The 23,623-nt window shown below is 46.6% G+C and carries 23 protein-coding genes and 2 pseudogenes; 3 read left to right on the top strand and 22 right to left on the bottom strand.

The window, feature by feature from the left end:
* Positions 1-206: 206 nt before the first annotated feature.
* The 8 genes and pseudogenes from JCM19039_RS13215 to JCM19039_RS13185 form a co-directional block, all read right to left on the bottom strand.
* Positions 207-1,457 carry a M20/M25/M40 family metallo-hydrolase gene (locus JCM19039_RS13215; RefSeq protein ID WP_042427897.1) on the bottom strand — a complete coding sequence of 417 codons (1,251 nt, stop codon included), beginning with the start codon at positions 1,455-1,457 and terminating at the stop codon, positions 207-209.
* Positions 1,458-1,482: 25 nt separating this feature from the next.
* Positions 1,483-2,503 (bottom strand): annotated as a pseudogene (locus tag JCM19039_RS13210) (ABC transporter ATP-binding protein).
* Between the two features lie 14 nt (positions 2,504-2,517).
* Entirely contained in the window at positions 2,518-3,507 is a 990-nt protein-coding gene (locus JCM19039_RS13205) for an ABC transporter ATP-binding protein (RefSeq protein ID WP_042427894.1), read from the bottom strand.
* Between the two features lie 30 nt (positions 3,508-3,537).
* Positions 3,538-4,420: pseudogene (locus tag JCM19039_RS13200) on the bottom strand (ABC transporter permease).
* A 47-nt stretch (positions 4,421-4,467) separates the two neighbouring features.
* A complete protein-coding gene (locus tag JCM19039_RS13195; protein WP_042427892.1) occupies positions 4,468-5,385 on the bottom strand; it encodes an ABC transporter permease in 918 nt (305 codons plus the stop codon).
* Positions 5,386-5,458: 73 nt separating this feature from the next.
* Positions 5,459-6,871: an ABC transporter substrate-binding protein gene (locus JCM19039_RS13190; RefSeq protein ID WP_052398789.1), complete on the bottom strand. Its 1,413-nt coding sequence runs from the start codon at positions 6,869-6,871 to the stop codon at positions 5,459-5,461.
* Complete coding sequence (locus JCM19039_RS23845) at positions 6,793-7,068, bottom strand: hypothetical protein (protein WP_152550206.1); 276 nt, start codon at positions 7,066-7,068, stop codon at positions 6,793-6,795. Before JCM19039_RS23845 ends, JCM19039_RS13190 begins: the two co-directional genes overlap by 79 nt.
* A gap of 79 nt (positions 7,069-7,147) precedes the next feature.
* Complete coding sequence (locus JCM19039_RS13185; RefSeq protein ID WP_307190254.1) at positions 7,148-8,500, bottom strand: M20/M25/M40 family metallo-hydrolase; 1,353 nt, start codon at positions 8,498-8,500, stop codon at positions 7,148-7,150.
* 301 nt (positions 8,501-8,801) lie between these two features.
* On the opposite strand from JCM19039_RS13185, the gene JCM19039_RS26595 reads away from it, so the two are divergent.
* Both JCM19039_RS26595 and JCM19039_RS26590 read left to right on the top strand, forming a co-directional pair.
* Positions 8,802-9,359 carry a LysR family transcriptional regulator gene (locus JCM19039_RS26595; protein ID WP_255343664.1) on the top strand — a complete coding sequence of 186 codons (558 nt, stop codon included), beginning with the start codon at positions 8,802-8,804 and terminating at the stop codon, positions 9,357-9,359.
* 11 nt (positions 9,360-9,370) lie between these two features.
* A complete protein-coding gene (locus JCM19039_RS26590; RefSeq protein WP_255343663.1) occupies positions 9,371-9,709 on the top strand; it encodes a LysR family transcriptional regulator substrate-binding protein in 339 nt (112 codons plus the stop codon).
* 350 nt (positions 9,710-10,059) lie between these two features.
* Here the strand turns inward: JCM19039_RS26590 and JCM19039_RS13175 are convergent, their stop codons facing one another.
* The 4 genes from JCM19039_RS13175 to JCM19039_RS22185 all read right to left on the bottom strand — a co-directional run bounded on the left by JCM19039_RS13175 (position 10,060) and on the right by JCM19039_RS22185 (position 14,743).
* The gene (locus JCM19039_RS13175) at positions 10,060-11,745 is read right to left on the bottom strand and encodes a methyl-accepting chemotaxis protein (RefSeq protein ID WP_042427885.1); all 1,686 of its coding nucleotides are present in this window, start codon (positions 11,743-11,745) and stop codon (positions 10,060-10,062) included.
* Positions 11,746-11,811: 66 nt separating this feature from the next.
* Positions 11,812-13,332 (bottom strand): SAP domain-containing protein, encoded by a 1,521-nt coding sequence (locus JCM19039_RS13170; RefSeq protein ID WP_042427883.1) that lies wholly within the window; start codon positions 13,330-13,332, stop codon positions 11,812-11,814.
* Positions 13,333-13,559: 227 nt separating this feature from the next.
* Positions 13,560-14,438, bottom strand: a complete 879-nt coding sequence (locus JCM19039_RS22190; RefSeq protein WP_238545046.1) for an extracellular solute-binding protein — start codon at positions 14,436-14,438, stop codon at positions 13,560-13,562.
* A complete protein-coding gene (locus JCM19039_RS22185; RefSeq protein WP_052398787.1) occupies positions 14,393-14,743 on the bottom strand; it encodes a hypothetical protein in 351 nt (116 codons plus the stop codon). The genes JCM19039_RS22190 and JCM19039_RS22185 overlap by 46 nt, the downstream gene beginning before the upstream one ends.
* Positions 14,744-15,027: 284 nt before the next feature.
* Here JCM19039_RS22185 and JCM19039_RS22180 point away from each other — a divergent pair, with 284 nt between their 5' ends.
* Positions 15,028-15,912: an N-acetylmuramoyl-L-alanine amidase gene (locus JCM19039_RS22180; protein ID WP_052398786.1), complete on the top strand. Its 885-nt coding sequence runs from the start codon at positions 15,028-15,030 to the stop codon at positions 15,910-15,912.
* Positions 15,913-16,592: 680 nt separating this feature from the next.
* Here the strand turns inward: JCM19039_RS22180 and JCM19039_RS13150 are convergent.
* The 10 genes from JCM19039_RS13150 to JCM19039_RS13110 all read right to left on the bottom strand — a co-directional run bounded on the left by JCM19039_RS13150 (position 16,593) and on the right by JCM19039_RS13110 (position 23,615).
* Positions 16,593-16,802, bottom strand: coding sequence for a hypothetical protein (locus JCM19039_RS13150; protein WP_042427876.1), 210 nt, complete (start codon positions 16,800-16,802; stop codon positions 16,593-16,595).
* Positions 16,803-16,817: 15 nt separating this feature from the next.
* The gene (locus JCM19039_RS13145) at positions 16,818-17,549 is read right to left on the bottom strand and encodes a mechanosensitive ion channel family protein (RefSeq protein WP_238545041.1); all 732 of its coding nucleotides are present in this window, start codon (positions 17,547-17,549) and stop codon (positions 16,818-16,820) included.
* Between the two features lie 204 nt (positions 17,550-17,753).
* The gene (locus tag JCM19039_RS13140) at positions 17,754-17,936 is read right to left on the bottom strand and encodes a hypothetical protein (RefSeq protein WP_042427872.1); all 183 of its coding nucleotides are present in this window, start codon (positions 17,934-17,936) and stop codon (positions 17,754-17,756) included.
* A 13-nt stretch (positions 17,937-17,949) separates the two neighbouring features.
* Positions 17,950-19,476, bottom strand: coding sequence for an AbgT family transporter (locus JCM19039_RS13135; RefSeq protein WP_042427869.1), 1,527 nt, complete (start codon positions 19,474-19,476; stop codon positions 17,950-17,952).
* 494 nt (positions 19,477-19,970) lie between these two features.
* On the bottom strand, positions 19,971-20,798 hold the full coding sequence (locus JCM19039_RS22175) for a peptidoglycan-binding protein (protein ID WP_052398785.1): 828 nt from the start codon (positions 20,796-20,798) through the stop codon (positions 19,971-19,973).
* On the bottom strand, positions 20,795-21,478 hold the full coding sequence (locus tag JCM19039_RS22170; RefSeq protein WP_052398784.1) for a peptidoglycan-binding protein: 684 nt from the start codon (positions 21,476-21,478) through the stop codon (positions 20,795-20,797). The genes JCM19039_RS22175 and JCM19039_RS22170 overlap by 4 nt, the downstream gene beginning before the upstream one ends.
* 154 nt (positions 21,479-21,632) lie before the next feature.
* Entirely contained in the window at positions 21,633-22,238 is a 606-nt protein-coding gene (locus JCM19039_RS13125; RefSeq protein ID WP_042427867.1) for a trimeric intracellular cation channel family protein, read from the bottom strand.
* A gap of 122 nt (positions 22,239-22,360) precedes the next feature.
* Positions 22,361-22,639 (bottom strand): hypothetical protein, encoded by a 279-nt coding sequence (locus JCM19039_RS13120; RefSeq protein WP_052398783.1) that lies wholly within the window; start codon positions 22,637-22,639, stop codon positions 22,361-22,363.
* A 257-nt stretch (positions 22,640-22,896) separates the two neighbouring features.
* Positions 22,897-23,331 carry a 3-hydroxyacyl-ACP dehydratase FabZ gene (gene fabZ, locus JCM19039_RS13115; protein ID WP_042427864.1) on the bottom strand — a complete coding sequence of 145 codons (435 nt, stop codon included), beginning with the start codon at positions 23,329-23,331 and terminating at the stop codon, positions 22,897-22,899.
* A 14-nt stretch (positions 23,332-23,345) separates the two neighbouring features.
* On the bottom strand, positions 23,346-23,615 hold the full coding sequence (locus tag JCM19039_RS13110) for a DNA-directed RNA polymerase subunit beta (RefSeq protein WP_042402736.1): 270 nt from the start codon (positions 23,613-23,615) through the stop codon (positions 23,346-23,348).
* Between the last annotated feature and the right edge of the window lie 8 nt (positions 23,616-23,623).

The raw sequence follows: 23,623 nt of genomic DNA, 5'->3' as shown, positions 1-23,623 counted from the left end.
GATGGCCAGCGTACTCCAGCCTCGTTCCCCCATTTCTGCAGGGACCGGCAATAACGGGACATCACAAGAAACAAAAGAGCAGCGGAGACGAACAAATATTTATAGACGGGCTCGGTAAAGATGCGCTTTCGTGGAGTATGCGTTTTTTCAGGTTCGATTGGCATCCTTTTCACCTTATTTACATTAAATTTGCTTCATCTGACCCTTTATTCATTTTGTGAGATCATTGACGCGTCATTTCTAGACGAGAGCATAGGGTCAGACGTACCGAGGATACCGATAAGTGCGAGCATTGCAAGGAATGTGCGCTGAGGACCGGCGTATGCTTTTTCCGGTGCAAACCATTCATTTAATGTATGGGTACTTCCACCTTCCCCGCCTCGACCTACGGTAACCGCAGGAATGCCAAGGTGAATCGGTACATTTGAATCTGTACTTCCGGATCCATGGAAAATGGGTTTAATCCCAACGAGCCGACCCGCTTCCGCAGCAATTTGTACGATCGTCGCTGATTGCGATTGACTGCCTGCTGGACGTTCTCCGATGCATGTAATGTTGACTTTCACATCATCTCCCGCTTCCCAGTGGAAGTTCTCTTGTTCCGCGGCTCTTCTACACGCATCTAACACTTCCGATTCCAACGTGTCGAGTGCCGCTATACTCGTGGACCGCATATCAAGTAAGAAGTGAGCTGAACTGGCAATGGCATTGATCGCTGTGCCACCGTGAATTTCCCCAACGGTAAACGTTGTTTTCGGTTGTGCAGGCAACTTATGATCGGCAATCGTTGCTATCGCTCGGCCTGCAGCATGAGTGGCACTAGGCAAACCAAAATCACCGTAGCTATGTCCACCAGTCGCAGTGTATTCAATTTTGTATCGGCGACTCCCTGTGGCTTCATATACGAGCCGACCGACATTCGTGCCGTCTATGGAAATAAATCCACAAATATCAGATCGATGATCAAACAGCGCCTTTACTCCGCGCAGATTCCCTATGCCCTCTTCTCCGACCGTAGCAACAAACAGAATTGACCCGCCTGTTTGCAATTGGCTTTTCTGTAATGCTCGGATGATGGAGAGCATTTCTGCAAGGCCACGCGTGTCATCGAATATACCTGGAGCGTATAGCCTTTCCTTATCCCGACGTACGGTCGTGTCTGTTCCTTCGGAAAACACCGTATCCATATGAGCTGAAACCACGAGCAACGGGTGATCGGAACATCCACGATATAACCCTGTTACATTCCCTTCAACGTCTTGTTCAACATCTTCCAAACCATAGTTTTCAAACGCCTGTATCATATAGGAAGCTCTCAATTTTTCCTTAAATGGCGGTGCAGGTATTTCTGTTAGCTTGATTTGCTCATCAAGTGTCCGATTATGATCATCCTTTAAAAATGACAACCCTTCCTGTACCGGTAAATAGTCATAAAGATTTTTCAAACAACGATTCATTCACGCTCTCCTCCACATTCTTGACTTATGTTGTACCCACAATCACACCGTGACCTGCTTCAAGAGGGAAGTGACAAGCGACTCGATGACCTTCGTCCGTCGTGTTCAACAGTTTCGGTTCCTCGGTTTTACATTTCTCTTGTGCATATGGACATCGTGTATGGAAATGACAACCAGGGGGTGGATTCACCGGACTTGGCAAGTCTCCTTCCAACAGATCCCCTTCTGTTTTTGCCCGCAATGTAGGTCGGGTACAGGAATTGCGTGAATAAGCCTTCTGTATATGGGTGTTTCGGTCGAGAAAAAAGGGCTTCTGTCGGGGCTAATTCCACCACTCTCCCCAAATACATAACGGCTACCTGATCGCTAATATGTTTTACCGCTGGTAGGCCGTGGGCAATAAATATATACGTGAGCTGAAACTCTTTTTGCAGTCGTGCGAGCAAATTCAGCACTTGCGATTGAATGGACACATCAAGTGCAGAAACGGGTTCGTCACAGACGATGAGTTTCGGCTGTAACGCCAGCGCCCGAGCAATGCCAATGCGCTGCCGCTGGCCTCCGCTAAATTCGTGGGGAAAACGGCGAGCAAAGGAATGATCGAGCCCAACGACGTCCAACAACTTATAGACTTCCTCTTTTAAAGCTGATCCAGAGACGATGTTGTGTGTGCGTAACGGTTCAGCAATGAGCTCAAACACTCGCATTCTAGGGTTTAACGAGGAAAAAGGATCTTGAAACACCATTTGTATGTCTTTTCGTTTTTCACGAATTTCTTTTTTATTCAGCTTCATTAAATCTTCACCCTCAAACAATACCTCACCAGCTGTCGCGTCAAGCAGTCGGGTGATCACATTGCCTGTTGTTGATTTTCCACATCCTGACTCACCGACTATACCAAGTGTTTCGCCTTTTTTGATCATAAGATCGACGCCATCGACTGCCTTTAGAAACTGCTTATTGCGCCCGAAAAGGCTTCGTGTGACATCGAAATGCTTTTTTAGCCCTTTCACTTCTAAAAGGTATTCAGTAGACTTTGTCTCCATCGCCGTTTTCTTACTCATACCGCTGCCTCCTTGTTGTTGTCATAGAGCCAACACCGGACTTGTCCTTCATCCAAAGTGGTCATCTCCGGTTCCTTCTGGGCACAAATGTCCATCGCATGTGGACAGCGAGGGTGAAAGCGGCATCCTTTTGGCATGTTTGTTGGCACAGGTACTGTACCTTGAATAGATTTCAATTCGCTATGCATCTCATGAATCCGCGGGGTGCTATCAAGTAAGCCTTCAGTGTATGGGTGCTTCGGATTTGAAAACAGCGTATACACATCGGCTTGCTCCACGACTTGTCCTGCGTACATTACGACCACACGGTCAACGAGTTCGGCAACCACCCCTAGATCATGGGTAATTAAAATAATTGCCGTATCCAGCTCCTCGGTAAGTTCCCGCATTAAGTGCATAATTTGAGCTTGAATCGTCACGTCTAAAGCGGTAGTGGGCTCGTCTGCAATTAATAACTTAGGGTTGCAAGACAGTGCCATGGCAATCATCACTCGCTGACGCATCCCTCCGCTTAAGGAATGGGGGAACGATGTGTACACCTTATCAGCACGCGGGATGCCTACCCGTTTGAGCATGTCGATTCCTTTCTCCTTGGCCTGTGCCTTATTCAAATCTTGATGCAGCAATATTGCTTCAGATATTTGATAGCCTACCGTTAGTACAGGGTTCAATGAAGTGAGCGGCTCTTGAAAAATCATCGATACGTCGTTCCCTCTTACTTTTCGCATCTGTCGTTTGGATAGCGAAGTCATCTCCTTGCCTTCGAACTGAATTGACCCACTTACAATCTTGCCTGGTGGTTTAATCAACCCCATGATGGAAAACGATGTGACACTTTTCCCACTACCTGATTCTCCAACGATGGCGATGGTTTCTCCTTTATTAATGTGAAATGAGACACCATCTACAGACGGTACGGTTCCATTCTCTGTGTAAAAGTAGGTCTTTAAATCATCCACATCCAATAGGTGTTTCTCTTCACTCATGTCCTGACCTCCTTATGGTCGTTGTCACTTTCACGCCCTTAATGTCTGTGAGCGAGGATCTAGTACGTCCCGCAACCAATCGCCGAGGAAAATAATGCCGAGGACCGTAAACGTAATGGCAAGCCAGGGAAGGTGGCAATCCACCAACTCGTCGCCAAGTAATCTCGACCTGCAGATAACATTCCCCCCCATGAAACTGTTGGTGGTTGAACGCCAAGCCCAAGATAACTGAGGGAAGCTTCCAATACGATTGTCGTCGCTACGCTCAATGTTGAAATGACGATAAAGGAGGGAATCACATTCGGAAATATGTGTTTGCGAATAATCTGATGATCTCTTGTCCCAATTGACCGTGCCGCTTTGACATATTCTCTTTCCTTAATGGAAAGCACGTCTCCTCGAACGAGTCGGGCGTAGATCACCCAGTTTGTTAGGCCGATGACAAAGATGAGCGTCAATAACCCAGGACCGATAACGCCAAGAATGACAAGAATGAACAAGATGTTCGGAATAGCCAGAAAAGCATCGACGATCCGCATCAGAACATTATCGATAAACCCACCATAAAATCCAGCAATTAAACCGAAGAACATTCCGATCAACCCCGCTACGACAACTGAACAAATACCGACGAGCAGTGAAACTTGAGTCCCGTATATAATCCGACTTAGCATATCCCTACCAAGATTATCGGTTCCAAGAAGATGAGACTGCTTCCTCCCTCTAACCAGAAAGGAGGCACATTCATCGCCGTGTAATTTTGTTCGGAGGGAGGATACGGTGCAATTAAAGGAGCAAAGATTGCAAGCAGCGTAACCAAAAGTGTAATTACGAGGCCTACCATGCCAGTTTTACTTCTTATTAAAAGCCTGGCCCAACGCTTTAGCGTGTGTAAAAAACTATGATTAGCCATGGACTCTGAAGATGATAGTTGTTGCTCTGCTTGCATGAGAAAACCTCCTAATCGTATCGAATTCTTGGGTCAAGTACGCGGTATAATATGTCAGCAAAAAGATTCATGGCAATGACAATAAACGCCACCATAAAAATTGAAGCTTGTACAATGGCCATGTCTCGGCCATTAATGGCTTGAATAAGCAGTTGACCTAATCCTGGCCAGGAAAATACCACTTCTGTAATCAGCGCCCCACTCACAAGTGAGGACGTCTGTAAAAATGTAATGGTAATAAACGGTACGAGCGCATTGCGAAATGCGTGTAAGTTCACGACTTTCGTATTTCTAACCCCTTTACTTACGGCCGTTCGAACATAATCTTGATTTAACGTCTCTAACATGCTCGATCGCAAAACTCTTGTCATTTCTGCTGCACTGGCCGTTCCAAGCGTGATTGCCGGCAGTATGAGGTGAGCAAAGCTCCCACTCCCTGAGACTGGAAAGAACGGATACGTAATGGCGAACATGAGGATTAACATGATACCTAGCCAAAAGTTGGGCATCGCTTTTCCAAGCACAGAACCGCCAGAAATGAAAATATCTAGAAACGTATTTCTCTTCGTTGCTGAGGCAATGCCGAGTGGGATGGCCATGATGATCGCCACGAACATCGCAGAAAACGCCAGTTCAAATGTCGCAGGCAATCGTTCCAATACAATAGGTAATGCTGGTTGGTTGTAACGATAGGAATACCCGAAATCTCCTCGAAGCAGATCACCAACAAAATGAAAATATTGGACATAAAAAGGCTGGTCCAACCCTAAGGATGCTCTTAGTGAATCGACTTGCTCCTGTGTAGCATCTTCTGGAAGCATGAGTGCGACTGGATCGCCTGCCATATATAGTAAACCGAAGACGAACATTGATATAAGAAGCAATACTGGGATAATTTGCATTACCCGCCAAAATAAATATTTCTTCATCCTCTCCACCCCCGGTATCCAAAAGAGGAAACATGGTGCAAGCACCACGGCCCCTCTTCAACATACATATTCATTATTCAGTAATCGTAATCTCGTCCACCATCCACAATTCATCAAGACGAGGTTCAAAATTGACTCTGTCACTCACAGCAAAGAAATTGTCTGCTTGGAAAAGCATGATGTTGATCAGATCTTCGTCTGCGATCGTTTGGAGTTCCTCGTATTGCTGTTGACGACTAGCTTCATCCATGTTTACTTCTGCATCTAGATAAATGTCATCAAATTCATCATTTCGATATCCAATATGGTCCTCTGCAACCATGGACGAGTGATGCCTTAATTGATGCGCAGCATCCCATAAAGAACCGGATAAACCAATGAGATAAAGATCTTCTTGCTGGTTGGCTGCACGTAGATCAACAAACGAACTCCATTCCATGAAATCGATATTGACGTCAATGCCTACTTCGCTCAACATTCCTGAAATGACCTCAGTCGTTTCCCTGTCCTGAAGGTAGCGACCATCAGGAGAATGGAGCGTAAGTTCTAGACCATCTGCATAGCCTGCTTCTTCAAGTTTGGCGCGTGCCTCCTCTGGGTCAAAGCGATAGTCATCATGCAATGCTTCATTCACCCCAAAATTCCCTGGATTTACTCTCGTCAATGACGGGGTTCCCGACCCACCCATCAAGTTGTCAAGCAGTGCTTGGTTATCAATGGCCAAATCAATGGCTTCCCGAACAAGGATGTCAGATGTAGCGAAATCCTCACGATGATTCGGAACGAGCATCATCGTACGATTTGTTGGCCCTTCTACAACTGAAGTACCTTCGTTCGATTCCACGCGATCCCAGTCCATCGGAGGGATATTCATTGCAATGTCCACACCTCCCGCTAGAACTTCACCTACACGTGTCGAAGATTCCGGTATGGAACGAAAGACGATTTCGTCCCACTGCGCTTGATCGGCTTCAAAATAATCATCAAATCTTTCAAGCACTACCCTGTCATCCATCGCCCACTGCACAAATTGATAGGGCCCTGAACCGACAGGCTCGCGCAGAAAATGATCCCAATCATTTTCTTCAATGTAATCCTTCGGGAGAATTCCTGAACCAAGGCGCGATATGCGGTTTAACATTGCAGGTTGAGGCCCGTTCGTATGGATTTGAAACGTATAGTCATCAATGACTTCTACCTCTTCAATCTGCCGATAGTTTTCGTATTCTTGAAGCGTCTCGTCAGATGAGACTCTCTCTAGTGTGAATTTGACATCTTCCGCTGTCACTGAATCACCATTATGAAAAGTAGCATCTTCGCGAAGGGTAAATTCCCATGTTTCATCATCAATTAATTCCCAATCGGTAGCGAGGTCAGGTAGAATTTCACCATTTTCGACGTCATTCTTTACAAGATAACTAAAGAGGTTGACATGGATAGCCTCCGTGCCTGTATTGCTGTGGTCATGTATGTCAAACGAAACCATATCGGCTCCTTGCGCAATGTTAATGTTCCGCCATCGCTCGAATCCTCCCCTTCGGAATTCTCTTCATTCGTGTTGGCATCCCCTAAACCATCATCGTCTGGATCGGTCGTCATGGCATCTTCGTCTGTAATGCATCCGCTAAGAACAACGGCACTTATCGCAAATGGCACGAGACAACGTACTGTGAATTTGTTCAACATTAATACCCCCTTTTTATTTTTTAAATAAAAAATATACTAATTATTTTTATTATTATTTATATTTATAGTCTGACATTCACTCTGCAAATTCATGCATAACGAGTGCTGCAAATTTAATGCCTTGTATAAAATCGTTAACAAAAATATTCTCGTTCGGGGCGTGCTGATTTGAAGCAACATGTCCTACGCCAAACCCAACTGCAGGAATACCAAACTTCTGACAAGCTACATACATTGGGCCAGTACCTGCACCGGTGCGTTGCACTTGAGGAGGAACACCGTAAACAGATGCGACATTGTCAACAACGGTATGCACAATATCAGCGTCTATGTCCGTTTTTGCAGGATGTTCTGCGACATACGTGGTTATGGCAATGTCTTCAAAGCCATGATTGTCGAGATGCTGCCGAACTTTCTGCAAGATGTCTTGCGGGTCTTGATTTCCTACAAGACGAAAATCGACTTTTGCTTTAGCCATCGAAGGAAGAACGGTTTTCGACCCGTCACCTGTGTAACCAGATTCCATCCCACAAATGGTGCACGTTGGCTGGAATAACAACTTTTCTTTCAATGCGTTACCGGAAAGCGATAGAAGGAATTCATTTAATCCTAGTTGTTTCAATGTTTCGTGCTCTTGATAAACCATGTCTTCCAATAGCTGGTTCTCACTCTCGTTAGGCGCTTGTACCCCGTCGTAAAATCCAGGAATGAGTATCTTTTCATTTTCGTCCTTTAACGTGGATAACGCCCATACTAACCGCCATGCTGGGTTGGGAATGATCGCTGCATTGGAAGAATGCATATCTGTATTGGCCCCTTGTACTTGTAATTCCAAATACAGCATGCCCTTTACACCTAATCGAACTTGCAAACTCCCATCAGTGTTTTTATACCCATTTTCCCATATGCACGCGTCTGCCTTAATTTTTTCCTTGTATTTCTCTGCAAAATCACCAAGGTTGGGACTGCCAATTTCTTCTTCTCCTTCAATAATAAATTTTACATTGATAGGAAGTTTACCGTGCACTTGTTGGTAGGCATCTACTGCGCAGATTCTAGAAAGTAGAGACCCTTTGTTATCGGCAACACCCCGTGCCCAGATACGCCCGTCCTGAATGTGTGCAGCAAACGGTTCGTTCGTCCACTGATCGATAGGGTCTTCTGGCTGTACGTCATAATGGTTATAGAAAGAGAGGGTTCTTGATTGATTTTCATTAATCTCGCCATAAATAACCGGATACCCTGGCGTGGCTATTTGCTCTGGTGATGCACAAATATGTTGAAGATAGGATGATACTAATTGTGCGCATTCCTCCATTCCGCGATTTTGGGCTGAAACACTTGGTTGGCGACATAGTTCTTGCAACCAATGAATATACCGGTCTTGATGATCTTCGATATACTGATAAACTTCTTTCAATCTTTCCACCTCCTTCTTCTAAATAGGTTAGTAAAATTATAATTAACCGAGGCGAAGAATGAAAATACATATATTCTATATACTATTATAAAAATTTTTTATATACTTCTGACACATCTCATCACCCCTATACTAGTGCCTTCCGTATGTTTTCTTTACTATGTTAGAAAATATATATTTATAATTATTATTCTCGAATTAAATAACAAGAGATTTCTCATGCATAATATAAATGTCGGAATAGTCGTTCGCTTTCCGGTGTTTTTCAGATGGATTCATTAACAAATTGATCAAAAAGGGAGGCAACAAAATGAATGAGAAAGACTGGATTTTGTTACAGACATTGTATGAGGTTAAAAGCATTACGAAGACTGCGGAAATGTTATACATCTCCCAACCCGCAATCACCTATCGTCTTTCAAGCATTGAGCGTGAATTCGGTATTGAAATTGCGAAACGCAGTAATAAAGGATTGAAATTCACGAGTGAGGGGGAGTACCTTGTTCATTACTTTGAGAAGATGAGCCGTGAGTTGGAAAAAACGAAGGATTGGTTGCTGAATATGGGCAAAAAAAATCAAGGAAATTTGCGCCTTGGCGTATCTAGCACCTTTTCTTATTACCGGTTGCCAGAAATATTAAAGAAATTTATGGAAGAATTCCCGAACATACAAGTGGAAGTAACGACAGGCTGGAGTTCTGCCATCCTTAAGAAATTGGAAGATGAAAAAATCCACATTGGCATTATCCGTGGAGGCTATGATTGGAAAGCGAATAGTATTCTCATAAGTAAAGAGAATGTATGCCTCATTTCAAAAGATAAGATCGATATAAAAAAAACTTCCGGACATGAAACGTATTTCTTTTAGGACAGATCCAATTGCTTGAATTAATGATTAAAGACTGGTGGAACAACAATTTCAAACTGCCACCGCAGATCGTTATGGACGTAGACAGAATCGAAACATGTAAAGAGATGGTTCGACACGGATTAGGCTATGGAATCATTCCAGGAATCTGTTTGCAACCAAAAGATCAATTCTACACGTACAATTTAAAGATTAATGATGAAGACCTTATCCGTAAAACATGGATGATTTACTCAGAAGACTCTTTGGAATCACCCGTCGTTAATGCCTTCGTTCAATACCTTACTGCACACATCCACAACGGCGAAGTCTCAAAAAATGCTGTTGACACCTTTACCCAAGCTCCCTAACGAACCTCCAGCGCAGATTGCAGGTTGAGGTGCCAGCGACCTGTCGGCCCCAGCGGGGCCGAAGGGAAACCGGTGTCGGTTCGCGCGACTCGCGCCGACAGCATTTCAAGTTATTGACGCACAGGTACGCGCCAATCTGCGCACAAGTTCAGACCAACTGCGCGCATGTTTGCTACATTTTCATAGAATCCCACCCATTTCAGGTAACTTGCGCGCAACACACGTCAACTCGCGCGCAGTTCGGGAATGCTGCCAAACACCGAGCAACCTGTCGGCCCCAGCGGGGCCGACAAACGCCCACCGCCCTTGCTTCGGCGCGACTTGCGCCGACAGCAAGCCATTCCTCCCACCTAAAACCGAAACTCTGCTGTTTGCTCTTTTAACTGCTGCGCGGATTGAGCCAAAGACTCGGCGGCGCTGGCGACTTCTTCACTTGATGCATGTTGCTCCTCGGATGAGGCGGCAACTTGTTGGGTGATGCCTGCGATGGCTTCGATGTCACGAGCAACGTTTTGGATGGCATCGTCGGCGAGCACGGTTTCGGTAGTGACGCGGCCACCGTCTTCGCTAATTTCTTCAACTTTGGCGAACAGTTGTTGCATGGACTGCTCGATGCGACGAAACGCTTCATCGATGTTGTTCACTTCCCCTAGACCTTGTTCGACAGTGCGCAAACTGCCCTCAATGTCAACTGCTGAGCTGGAGATTTGCGATTGAATGTCTCCAATATAGCGGGCAATTTCTTCAGCTGCTTTCGCAGAGTCTTCGGCGAGACGCTTCACTTCGCTTGCGACGACAGCAAACCCTTTGCCATTCTCTCCTGCCCGTGCCGCTTCAATCGAGGCGTTCAAGGCGAGCAAGTTTGTTTGCTCAGCGAACTCAGAAATGGCCGTCACAATTTCACCGATCGAGGCTGAGTCTCTTTTCAACCCTTCGAATCGCTCGGACGTAGCGTGCGTCTGAGATTGGACGAGCTCCATTTTCTCCATCGACTGGCGCACGCGGACCCCGCCGGCTTTTATTTCTCGCTCAGTGTCCTCCGACACGTCGCGCACTTCCCCAAGGCGCGTGCTCATGACTTGCATCAAGTCCATTACGTCCGAGGCGCGGGCGGTCGCTTCTCCAGTCTGGGCGCGTTGGGTTTCCGCTTTGCTGGCAACATCCTCATTGAGGGCGGTACTATGTTCAGAGACGGCGCCGAGCTCCTCGGCACTTGCGTATAACTCCTCTGATGATGAGGCGACCTGTTCCGATGTAGTTTGAATGTTTGTAAGCAACAATTCGACCTGTTCTCGCATTTGATTATAGCTCGTTGCCACCATACCGAGCTCATCCCGAGACCCGTCGGTGAGCGGTTGTGAGAAATCCCCATGACCTGCGAGAGCAAGCACGTCGGTTGTGTTCTTGAAACGCCGACTGAGATTGCGATTCAAGAAATAATACACGGGCAGAACGACAACAATTACACCAACATAAGTGACAAGCAACCAAAAGAAATTGTCTAAAATAGCAGATACGATCCCCTGCTGAGATTGTCCAACGAACCACATGCCGATCACTTCACCATTGTTATTCTCAATGGGTTGGTAGGCGGTCTGAAACGGCTCGCCCTCCACAACGGTTGAACCGAAGAACGGTTCGCCGTCTCCGAGAACGGTCTGGGCGACTTCCTCGGGCGCGGTTGTGCCAATAGCCCGTTCACCATCAATTTCAATGGTCGTTGCGACACGCACATTTTCTATAAATAGCGTGGCATCACCGTCTGTCAGTTCGGCAATGTGCTCTACCATACTGCTATCGACGAGGCGATTGCCTTTGTATAGCTGATCATCTTCAATGTTCCAAGGACCCCGATATTGATGGTCCATCAGCTCATAACCGAGCAACAAGTCAGCTTCCAACCGATCTTGCATCGCGTCTTCCATGTTCGATGTAACTTGAATGTATAGCATGGCCGCTGTTCCGACCATGAAGAGGAGCATCATGGAGCCTGCCAAAAGACCAAATTTATGGGATATCGTAAATTTCCGTTTCAATGAAAAACCCCCTTCTCTATTCTTAATATCGATAGATTAGGGGGTGAAGTTAATAGGGGGACTCGATTAATTAATGATCCATTCCATTCTATTTGTCAGTAATTGGCGATTCATCTCTGCCGTTAGGTTAAATACTTGAAGGTTGAACTCGGGCTTCTTCTGTTCAGAATACTCTTTCCAATGTTCTGCAATGTACTTTAAATCCTCTGTTCTAATTAAAGCTACGCCGGTGTCTTGCTCAGAGAAGACTTTTAACTTTTGTGCTTGGTTGATCGCTTCTTGCGTGAAGTCATGAGCAACAATGAGAAAGACGGCAACTCTCATTTTCTCAGAGCGAATGTACCCTAAAAATTGATCAAAGTGTGCATTAGGGAATGTATATGCTTTCTCTGTGCTCTTGTTATCCCAAAGCATAACCGATTTTGTGTCGAACTTGATTCTTCCGTCGGCATGCTTTGAACCTGGCATTTCTTCAAGCTGCAAACCTAGTTTCTTTTCAAACAAGTACTCGGTCGCTTGCTCAAAGTAAGTCTCTACGTTCACGTCTTTCTGAATGACTCGATTGGCACGTAGAGCCTTGTAGTTTCTGGAGGCAAGTTGATCCATAAAATCATAATAGATTGACCGCTCATCTGTTGGGTCTGAGTCGGCTTTCGTTGTAATGTTCTCATAGTAGTCGATGATGTTTTGGATTTTTTCTTCTTTGTTCCCGCTTATTCTCACGCCTTCTTTAGACCTTAAAAATTGCGTGAGCTCCGTGTTGCTTAGGTTTGCGAGTGTTTGCGAAGGCAGAATGTTATATTTGATGATTCGTTCAATAATAGCTTCCTTAACACCACTTGTGTTGATATTCATCGATGAAAGAACTTGCTTTAGTTGGGTTAAATTTAAATCTTTTAAAAGCTGCTGATACGTCTCTGTTCGTAATTCTTCACCCATTTCATAACGAACAATTCTTACAATATCACTTGGAATGACGTAATAAGGAGCATCTGATTTGATACGAACGACAATCCCCCTTTGCTGTAGGTCTTTTAGTGATTGATCAATGTTCTGTGTCGAATGTAGTTTTCCATTTTTGCGCGGGAACCGTCCAATTTTACTTTCCAATAAATAGTGATCGCGTATGGACAAATTAAATTCATCCCTAAGCGTATACAGAATGTTAATTTCATGTTCATTTAGCGCATCGTCTTTAAGCCAAGCTGTGTTTAATACGGCTGTGTACACTCTACCTGCGGTCGCATCAATTTTGGCATTCATGTAATCGTCGTCTTGACTGTCATGCAGAATTTGAGATTGAAGATCAAGCACTTCCTTGTGCAACTGCTTTTCAGTGAGTATGTAGTTTTGACTACCAAGCAAGCATTTGAGTATCAGTCGATTCAAAAGCGTAATATCGCGATCTGTCGTCCTGAAATTCAAATTGCTCTTCACTCTCTTGTCGTTTCTAAACTCTTCAATGTTCTTTAGAATAATATTTCTCATCTCGTCTTCTTCATAAAGCTTTACATCTTTTAGGAAGCTATCAACCGTTCGAGATAAGTACATCTTTGACATTAGTGGAAGCAGATCTTGTAGTTGCATACCGAACCAACTCCTTAGTCAGGATAGAACAAAAATAGATAAACAAGTCTAAATTATATGAAATGTCATGCTATTATACTATGATTACTCGGCGATTGTCCAAAAGTACCTACGGTTATCGTTTAAACTTTAATCACCTCATAGATCATTCTATAAGGTGATTAATAGCCGCATCCTTTATCCGCCCATCATCTCGATGTTTTCTTCGATTCGTTCGACGGCTTCGTCTAGCACTTCTTGGATGTCTTCGCCTTCAGCATGAATTGGAGAGCATCGTTGATTGGGTACCACACTTGGTCCGCTTCTGGTGTATTTGGCATGGCGGTTCCGTGTTGGATCTGTTCGGCAAAACCTTGGATGAGTGGGTCGTCAGTAATTTCTGGGTCTTCTAACAGGTGGGTGACGGCAGGTAATTCGTTCGTTTCTCGGTAGTATTCCATGTTGTTCGTGTCGTTTGTCATGAAGTGCATTAAGTCTTCTGCCCAGTATTCTTTCTCGGAGAACGGAGATAACACCCATGACTTGAATGTCACAAAAGAGCTTGCGATTTCACCGTTTGGCAGTTCAGGTAGTGGCGCGGACTGCAAGTTCTCTTCCCCAATGCCTCTCGCGTAGCTCGGAATGTTCCACGGCCCAGTCAAGGAGACACCCACATTTCCTTCAATGAAAAGTCCGTCTTGAATTTCCCCATCAATGGAGGACGGAATCCAGTTGTTCATGTGCCAGCTCTGAATCAACTCAGCCCCTTGAACAGTTCCTTCATTATTTAGACCAATGTCACCCTCTTCTGAAAAGATGTAGCCCCCAAACCCTGTGAAGAACGGATAAGCGAAGTACATTTCAGTCGTATCTGCCAAAAATCCAAACTGGTCACTCGAAACGTCTGTTTCTTCCTCCGCAATGGCTTCTAACTCTTCGACTGTCGTTGGCGGTTCAGAGACGATATTTTCATTAATTAGTAGGGCGGTTGTCTCTGATACGAATGGAATACCGTATAACTGACCTTCATAAGAGAGTCCTTCAATGCTTTCTTCCGTAAACCTCGCCTCCTGCTCGGCATCTAACTCAATCGGGGCAGCGAGGTTTTGAGCGACTTGGCTACCGATGCCGTTGTGAGCGATATGATAGATGTCGGGCCTGTACCTGCGGGTCCGTCTAGCGCAATGTTCTCAGATTGGTCGATTGCAGACATTTGTGCATACTCAATCTCGATGCCGGTTTCTTCTGTATACGCGGCGAAGATTTCTTCCATTGCTGCGATGTGGTCGTCTTCTTCTTGAATCCATACGTGTAACGTGTCTGGTTTTTCTGGAGCTTCCCCGTCTGGCGTTTCTGTGATTGCCTCTTCTTCTCGGTCCGGCGCACAAGCTGCAAGAACCAGGACGAGCATCCCTACGAGTACCTTCTTCAAAATTCACGCCTCCTTCTTTTTATGGTGCAATCGGTTGCACTAAATGTTCTTAGTTTATATTGTAAGTGCTTACATTCTTAAAAGAAACCTTATTCATCTAGGCATTTACTCTTGAATTTCACACGTATCACTGTCCAGCAACATTCTACAAACCCTGTCACCATCGGGTTTTTCTTCCATCATTCGCCGAAGTTTGGCGAGCAATTGTTCTTGACGCAGGGTGTGTTTTTCTCGTAATCTTAGACGTACCTAATTGATAGATTGATAGAGAGGGGCTCCCACATATGCAAAAATCCATCGTTACTGCAATCGTCTTATTTTTCTCAATACTTGTGATGATGCCCTTACACGCACACGCATACGAAACTGGGTATGTGGATACGAGTGGCACGCTGAATGTTCGGGATTCAGCCAATGCAGATGCGCCCGTTATCGGGGCACTCAGCAACCGGCAAACGATAGAATACCTTGAGGTTAGTGAGGGGTGGGGACAGATTACATACAACGGTCGCGCAGGTTATGTGAGTCTTGACTTCATTACTGCGAGCGGCGTCTCCGAAGTGGACGAGGAAGAGACCGTCACTGAAGCTAACACAGAACCCGTGCCGGAACCAGCGCCCGAGGCGTCATTGCAAGGTGTCCAGCGCGTCGTGCTCGATCCTGGCCATGGCGGCCGCGATCCCGGGGCAATTGTCGGTGATGTAATGGAGAAAGAATTGGCGCTCGACATTGCCGAGCGGGCGGCAAACTACCTTTCTTCTGCCGGATATGACGTATCACTCACTAGAACAGGCGATACGTATGTTGGTTTGGAGGACCGAGCGGCGTTTGCGAACCGTCAGTCCGCAGATGTGTTCATCAGCATCCATGCCAACGCCTCTTTCGAAGTAGAAGCAAACGGCATCGAGACGTTTTATATGCACGGAAGCTCGCAAAGCAAAGAGTTGGCACGTACTCTGCAACAGATGGCGGTTTCCGAAGTGCCGATGCGTGATCGCGGTATTCGCGGAAGTGCTTTCAGGGTGCTTACAAACACTCAAATGCCTGCAGCTCTCGTCGAGTTCGGCTTTATGACCAACTCTGGGGATGCTTCGTTGCAACAAACCGACCTCATGCGCGACCAAAGCGCGCGCTCCATCTTACGCGCTGTTGACGCCTATAGCCAATGATAATACCGACCTACGCAGGGTCGGTATTTTTTGCGTTGCGGGCAAAACACAGGCACCACGTCGTCCCGAGCGGGGGCCGAAACGGAACCGGTCTTGGTTCGGGGCGAGGTCCTACGAGAGACGGCCATTCTGCGCGCTAGTTTACTTGATTTAGGGGATTTTTGCGGTGATTATGTCAAACTTGCGCGCAATTCCCTCCAACTTGAGCGCAGATCACAGCCAAAAACTAACTACCCGTCGTCCCCTACTGGGGCCGAACAAAACTGCACTCACCTCGTCGCGGCTCGCGCCGACATGATATTGTTACTTTGGCGCGGTGGGGTGATCGGTTAGCGAGTTGGCGGCAAGTTTCCGATAAGCGGAAAGCACAGCCAACTCGGGCACAGTTTCAGGTGTGAAGCTTCCCCCGGCTGCCCGCACCGGGGGAAGCCATCATTCTGCGCGCTAGTTTATGGTTTTTGCGCGCAAGTTTGGATATTTTAGCGGTTATAGAATAAATTCCACTTATCTTGCGCGCAGTTTGTTCCAACTTGCGCGCAGATGGAGCCACGCCAAACTTAAGCCCCATCGACCTGTCGGCCCCCTTCGGGACTGAAACGGAACCGGTCCCGATTCGACGCGGCTCGCGCCGACAGCACGCTCGCTCTTCAGCAATTTGCGCACAAGAAAAGAAGCTGCCTTTAGTTGGGCAGCTTCTTTTCTTGTTTGCGGATTAGGCGGTTGTTGATGACGAACAGTAAGGCGCCGATGGACACGCTCATCATGGTGCCGGTCGGCATGGTATGCACTGTTGGATCAACGACCGCTAAAATGATTAGGACAATGACAATTAACGTCATGAGGATGATGAACGCGATGAGGAAGTTCCTCAACATTTGCAAGGCATCCAATTCATTCCTGCTCCCTTATCCGTTTGCCTTATGGTCGGTATAGATTTGTTGCGGTAGCGGAATATGAATTCCGGCTTCGTCTAGCGCTTCTTTACACACTTGACGGAGTTTACGTTCGACGGCCCATTGATTCATGTTGGTCGTGTACGTGAGGATGCGAATCTTCATGTCGTATTCATCGAAGCTCGTCACACCAAGTACGTAGGGTTCTTCGACGATGTTCTCGTCTTCTTCGTACAGTTTCTTTGTGGCTGTTTGCAACACGGCCATCGCTTCGTTGATGTTGTCGTTGAAGGAGATGCCGATATCGATAAAGGCTTCCATGTTCCCCCGTGAGTGGTTGCTCACGCTCATGATGTCGCGGTTCGGGATGAAGTGAAGTGTTCCATCGAACCCACGGATGCGCGTCGTTCTAAGTCCTACTTCTTCAACAATCCCGTCAAGTCCTGCAATCGTCACATAATCTTCAACATCAATTTGCTTTTCGAGCAGCAAGAAGAATCCCGTCACAATATCGCTCACAAGACCTTGTGCACCGAATGCAACCGCAAGGCCGATCACACCCGCACCTGCAATGAGCGGCATAATATCAATGTCAAATGCGCCAAGCATGACGAGGATGAAAATAAACAGGATGGCGTAACCGAATACGCTCTTAATGATGTTGCTTAATGTTTTGGCTCGACCGGCGTGGGTTCCTTTTTTCTCCGCGCTTCTTGAACGTACGGCTAATGACGGAATTCCCAACAGCTCGAACGATCAAATAGATGATAATAATGGCTACAACTTCAATGGCTAGTGAAAGCATTGCGTCCCACGTAAAGTTCATACAAATCGTCACTCCTTATTCATCAATTGCTGAATTATTCGTGTAGTATAACATAGGAGCCCGCCACTGAGCCAAGAATAACTTCCTTGAAAAATGTCATGAAATATAAATCTACGGATAGGCTACTCTTTCCACTTCATACCGGCTTCTTCCAATGTTTCGCTCAAAATTCGAATTGCTTTCGGGCCAACGCCGTGCAATGCCACAATTTCTTTTTGTGTATGTTCGCTCACTTGCTCAAGAGTATAGATGCCCGCATGGTGAAGAGCACTCGTTGCCGGCCTTCCGATCTTTGGAAGTTCCATTTCCCTTCCTCCTTTACTGAATATGCATTCCCGACCCCGGTCCAATCGGCAACCCTAACAACGACCAGACGACAAACATAATAATCCACAACGTCAAGATGACAATCGTATACGGAATCATAATGGAAAATAACGTCCCAAACCCTGCCCGTGTATCATACTGCTTCAAAAAGGCGAGCACCATCGGCACGTATGGGTTCATCGGCGTAATGATGTTCGTTGAGGAATCCCCAATCCGGTACGCGAGTTGAATATACGCTGGGTCATAATTCAAATAGACGAACAACGGAATAAACACCGGTGCCATGAGCGCCCACTGCGCAGAACCACTGAAAATGAACATGTTTAACATCGTCGTAAACAAGATGAACAGAACGATTACTGGCAGCCCCGTGAAGTTCATGCTTTCAAGTGTCGAAGCCCCACTCACTGCAATCCACGCCCCAATATTCGTATAATCGAAGTACGCTATAAACTGAGAAGCCGCGAAGATTAACACGATAAAGCCACTCATATCTTTCATTGCAGCGGCCATCTTCTCGGGCACATCCCGCGCCGCTGTAATCTCTTTCACCGTTACCCCATACGTAATGGAGACGACGAGAAAGAACAGCAGGTTGATCGGCACAATGTTGTCGAAGAACGGGGAGGGCACCATCGAGCCGTCGTCCCCTCTGAGGATCGCGTTGGGCGGCAGGATCAAGAGGGCGGCGACACCAATGTACAACGCACCAGCGATGAGGGCGTTCCGAAGGCCGCGATTAATCTCCGGTGTGATCTCCTCGACTTTCTGGTCTAGCACCCCATCTTCTGCATATTTGGGGTCGTATTTACCAAGCCGCGGCACGGTCACCTTCTCGGTAATCCAAACCCCGACGAAAATGAGCATAAACACCGAAACAACCATGAAGAAATAATTATCAACCGGTGTGACGAAGAGATCAGCATTGATGGTCTGCGCCACTTCGGTGGAGATGCCGGACAATAGAGCGTCCGTTCCTGTGATCAGAAAGTTGGCAGTAAACCCAGCGCCAACACCGGCAAATCCTGCTGCGAGGCCGGCGACCGGGTGGCGGCCTATGGAATAGAAAACCATCGCCGCGAGTGGAGGAATAATCACGAATGCTGCGTCAGAGGCGAGGTTGCCAAGAATGCCTGCAAACACAACGGCATACGTGACGAGCTGTTTCGGCGCATTCGTAATCGTCTTCTTCATGAATGATTCCATTAAGCCGACCTTCTGAGCAAGCCCGATACCAAGCATCAAACTTAGAACAGTGCCGAGCGGTGTAAATCCAGTGAAGTTATCGAGCATCGAGGAAAATATGTACTCAATGCCATCGGCTGATAGCATGTTGTTAATCTCAATCATATCTCCTGATTCCGGATCCTGAAACGCCACATCAAAGAAACTTATGATAAATGACGTGAGTATGATTGCCACAATAAAATACACAAACAGCATAAACGGGTGCGGCAACTTGTTGCCCAATTTCTCAATCTTGTCTAACGCACGGTTTCCTAAGCGATTGCCCTCCATCACGTTTCCCCCTCGCTCATCATTTTCGCTCATTATACACGAATGGTTGTATATTCTGAATAATAGAAACGTCACGTTTTCATCAATGCCCCGCCTTTGCCAAACTATAATTGCGAGCAAGCGGGTCGCGCAGAATCTCAGATCTCCACTCCACAGTTCCAACATTCCGTCGCGCGAGCCGCGCCGAACCGAGGCAGGTTTCGCTTCGGCCCCGGACGGGGGCCGACAGGTCGGTCTTTGGCTTGGCTCCATCTGCGCGCTAGTTGGCACAAACTGCGCGCATGTTTGGGGGAAATCTGCCCTAAAATCGGTCAAAAGCGCAAACTTGCGCGCAGAACAGGCGTTCGCCTCCTACGCAGCGCAGCCCCGCCCGTCCACCTGTGGCAACCGGGCCCGCGCCTCTGCTAAAGTACTCTACTTCCCTCGATGCATGTGTCGGGGACACCGACATCAATTGCAACGAAAAAACGCCCCCAATAGTGGGGACGTTCGTTTTAGTGTAAGCGTTTTGCACCGAGATAACGCGGGCTCCAATAGCTGTTGTTCAGGTCGGCAACGGTTACGCCCGTAGAGCTACCTGCATGAACAAACTTGTTGCCGCCGATGTAGATGCCAGCGTGGGACGGTCCACCGGTTGTGTCGAAGAAGACGATGTCACCAACACTCGGTGAGCTAACAGAGTTGCCTGATGCGAACATTTGTGCAACGGTCCGCGGAGTGTTTACACCACTTTTGTTAAATACATATTGGATAAATCCTGAACAGTCAAAGCCGGAAGGAGTTGTCCCTCCCCACACATATGGTGTTCCTATGTATTGCGATGCTGTGTTCACTAACTCTGTGAGACTAAAGGAGCCACTACCGCTATTCCCTCCGCTGCTTGGTGGCGGGGCGGGTTTTGCACTGCCGGTGTTGCCATTTAAAGCGCCAAATGTCGCGGGACCAGCGATGCCGTCGACGACGAGGCCTTTGTCTCGTTGAAACTTACGGACGGCTTGGTATGTAAGGTCACCAAATACTCCAGTTGGTGCGATATTCATGTAGCCGTTGTCTCGCAATTGTTGTTGCAAGTTCGTCACTGCTTGTCCTTGTGCGCCTTGGCGAAGAACGGTATTAGATGGCGTTGTTGGCGTCGAGCCAGAACCTGATCCTGCGCTTTCCCCTGCTCGCTTCGGACTGTCAGAGAGCGTGCGGTGGGTTTGTGGTCCAACAAGCCCGTCGACTCCAATGCGATTGTTGCGTTGAAAGTCGCGAACGGCGCGTTCGGTAACAGGCCCGAAGGTGCCAGTAACGGCATGACTGTAATAACCTAGGTCTTTCAATTGTTGCTGAAGAACGGATACGCTGTTGCCACGATCACCTGGTGATAAAAGCCCCGGAGATGATGAGGAAGGCCGGGTTTCGGACTGCCCACTGTTTGTATTACGGTTCGGGTTGTCAGCGGCTTGTACGACTTGAAGCTGGCGGTCGGTTTTCGGTCCGACGATGCCGTCGGCACTAAGCCATGGGAGCGTTGGAAGTCTCTGACTGCAGCTTCCGTGACGCGGCCAAAGTGACCATCAACTGTTGATGAGAAGTGGCCGAGATCTCGAAGCTGTCGCTGTAACTGACTGACAGATTCGCCTTTGCTTCCAGAACGAAGCATTCCAGATGAACGACTCGAATTCGTACTAACGGCTTGTACTTGCTGGCGTGGTTGGTCTTTTAGTAAGGCACCAATCGTATTGGGACCGGCAATACCGTCTACAACAAGGTTATGATCCCCTTGGAATTGGCGAACGGCCCGAACGGTAACGTCGCCATAATAGCCTGTGGCGGTTTGATATGTAAAATATCCTTTTTCTTTAAGTAAGGTTTGCAGATGTTTAACATCCTCGGATTGTTGGCCAAATCGGAGCACTTGGTTCTCCAAAGCGGCGTCGGCGATCATCGGAACGGTGAGTACAGCAACTGTAACTGTGGCTGAAGTGACAAAAAATTTGCCCATCGTGCTAACTGCCATTCTAGCCCTCCTAACTTCATATGTGTTTATGATTAGATTGCAAGGATTGAGGAAACAAATAGTATATGTATTTTACTACTTTATACTTATTAAAGCTAGAATGAAGTGTAAAAAACGACAAAATTGGTTATATAGTCCATATTGACACTAGGCACTACGAAGTGCCTAGTTGTCGGGACGGTAAACGCCATTGATAACGCACGCTGAGCATTCGAAGAGTGACAATTAGCACAACCACAAAAAAATAACCGATCGGATGTGACACCCAACCTAATCCGATGGGCACTCCTGCGATCAATGTCCACGCAATGTAAATTTCTTTTTGTAAAAACAGCGGCCTTCTTCCAGCTAGTAGATCACGGACCATTCCACCACCGGTGCCTGTAAGCGCCGCTGCTGCAATGGCAGCACTCACAGGTAGGCCCATGCTGTTTGCAAAGATGGCTCCTTGTGCGGCAAACGCCGCTAAGCCGATTGCATCAAAGAACACACCCCACATTGAACCCCTGCGACTTAAAAAGCGTGGAAAAACAAATAAAATCGTAATCGCGACGAAGGCAATAATAAACAACATGCCTTGGTCCCACAAAGCTGTGACAGGTACACCAATCAATAAATTTCGAATGGCTCCCCCGCCAAATGCCGTCACAAACCCGAGAATATAAACTCCCATTAGATCGTATCGCTCTTCCATAGCGACGACCACACCACTAAGCGCGAACGCCAGTGTTCCAATTACATTTAATACATCCCACGTCATCTTTGTTACGCACCTCGTTCAACGATCCAGATTAGCGTTTATATTATCTCACAAAACGATAAAATGATAACCGTATTTTTCCATAAAAAAAAGGCTACCGGTAGGCAGCCTTTTTATGACACTTACGCGTCAGTGTCTTCGTCTTCATCATCCATGTCTGCATCTGCATCAGCGTCTGCATCCATATCTTCATCTTCGTCCATGTCCATGTCGTCTTCTTCGTCCATTGGCTCTTCGTCAATGTCCAAGTCGTCTTCAGTGTCCATGTCGTCGTCACCGTCAACTTCTACGTCGTCTGTACCGTTCTCGTCTGCTGGCTCTTCAGCGTCGTCGCCACAAGCAGCAAGCATACCGACAGCTAGGATTGAAGAAAGTGCACCATATAGTAATTTTTTATTCATTGTTAATTTCCCCTTTAAATGTAAGAGTTTGAGTTTCTTATGCTGATCTGTTGATCAACTGTGTACATCTTATCAGCCCAATCCTACCTCGTCTATGAATTGCGTTCATTTTTGAATGTGTTTAGACAATGTCTCACAATGTCATCTGATTCTTACAATTCGCCCATTTTACTACACAATTTAAACGTATTCATGTCTTATTTGTGAATCTTTACTTTCATCATATAAAAAAGGAACCGGTGTCGGCTCCTTCGCAATTATGAATCTTTATCTGTAATGGCAAACATCAAATCTAGTTCGGCTACGGTTTGTCCGTCCACACTTGCAACTCCGTGACCTTTACCGATCGAACCTCTCACCCGTGTAAGCGTAGTTTCCAGTTTTAATTGATCGCCAGGTTTCACTTGCCCTTTAAACCTACAGTTATCAATTCCTGCAAAAACAGCCAGTTTCCCTGCAAAATTCTCGTGCTTTAATAGGGCAACTGCTCCAGTTTGCGCGAGTGCCTCAACGATTAACACGCCAGGCATAAGTGGAAAATCAGGAAAATGGCCATTGAAAAACTCCTCATTTGCACTCACGTTCTTAATCGCTGTGCAACGTTCTCCCGCTTGCAGTTCTGTTACCCGATCAATGAGTAAAAACGGGTAGCGGTGGGGGATGATCTCTTTAATCTCTTCAATTGATAGCATCTGTTCAACATCCTTTAGCCGTTAATATAGTCATAGAGGTCTGTCCATGTCTCCCATTGCAAGATATCAAAACCTTCACTACCTCCAATGATATTATAACCAAAGAGCAAGCCGAGAACGAGGGCAACAATGAATAAAAGCGCAACGATTAGTAAGCGAAGCCAGATTGGGAATGCCCGAATTCTTCTGCCTCTCTTCTCTGCTCGCTTTTCTTTCCTTCGCTCTTTACGGGTTTGTTTTTTGTCGTTCTCTTCCATTGATTCATCCGTCGATTGCTCAGTCATGGAATACT

Source organism: Geomicrobium sp. JCM 19039, assembly GCF_000698145.1.
Classification (GTDB): Bacteria; Bacillota; Bacilli; order Bacillales; family Marinococcaceae; genus Geomicrobium_A.
This window is presented reverse-complemented; position numbering and strand designations above follow the sequence as displayed.

Excerpts from the sequence above, each read along its gene's own strand:
- JCM19039_RS13215 (WP_042427897.1), bottom strand. The coding sequence starts at position 1,457 with ATGAATCGTTGTTTGAAAAATCTTTATGACTATTTACCGGTACAGGAA.
- JCM19039_RS13205 (WP_042427894.1), bottom strand. The coding sequence starts at position 3,507 with ATGAGTGAAGAGAAACACCTATTGGATGTGGATGATTTAAAGACCTAC.
- JCM19039_RS13195 (WP_042427892.1), bottom strand. The coding sequence starts at position 5,385 with ATGAAGAAATATTTATTTTGGCGGGTAATGCAAATTATCCCAGTATTG.
- JCM19039_RS13190 (WP_052398789.1), bottom strand. The coding sequence starts at position 6,871 with ATGGTTTCGTTTGACATACATGACCACAGCAATACAGGCACGGAGGCT.
- JCM19039_RS26595 (WP_255343664.1), top strand. The coding sequence starts at position 8,802 with ATGAATGAGAAAGACTGGATTTTGTTACAGACATTGTATGAGGTTAAA.
- JCM19039_RS13170 (WP_042427883.1), bottom strand. The coding sequence starts at position 13,332 with ATGCAACTACAAGATCTGCTTCCACTAATGTCAAAGATGTACTTATCT.
- JCM19039_RS22180 (WP_052398786.1), top strand. The coding sequence starts at position 15,028 with ATGCAAAAATCCATCGTTACTGCAATCGTCTTATTTTTCTCAATACTT.
- JCM19039_RS13140 (WP_042427872.1), bottom strand. The coding sequence starts at position 17,936 with ATGGAACTTCCAAAGATCGGAAGGCCGGCAACGAGTGCTCTTCACCAT.
- JCM19039_RS13135 (WP_042427869.1), bottom strand. The coding sequence starts at position 19,476 with ATGGAGGGCAATCGCTTAGGAAACCGTGCGTTAGACAAGATTGAGAAA.
- JCM19039_RS22170 (WP_052398784.1), bottom strand. The coding sequence starts at position 21,478 with ATGGCAGTTAGCACGATGGGCAAATTTTTTGTCACTTCAGCCACAGTT.
- JCM19039_RS13125 (WP_042427867.1), bottom strand. The coding sequence starts at position 22,238 with ATGACGTGGGATGTATTAAATGTAATTGGAACACTGGCGTTCGCGCTT.
- JCM19039_RS13120 (WP_052398783.1), bottom strand. The coding sequence starts at position 22,639 with ATGAATAAAAAATTACTATATGGTGCACTTTCTTCAATCCTAGCTGTC.
- fabZ (WP_042427864.1), bottom strand. The coding sequence starts at position 23,331 with ATGCTATCAATTGAAGAGATTAAAGAGATCATCCCCCACCGCTACCCG.
- JCM19039_RS13110 (WP_042402736.1), bottom strand. The coding sequence starts at position 23,615 with ATGACTGAGCAATCGACGGATGAATCAATGGAAGAGAACGACAAAAAA.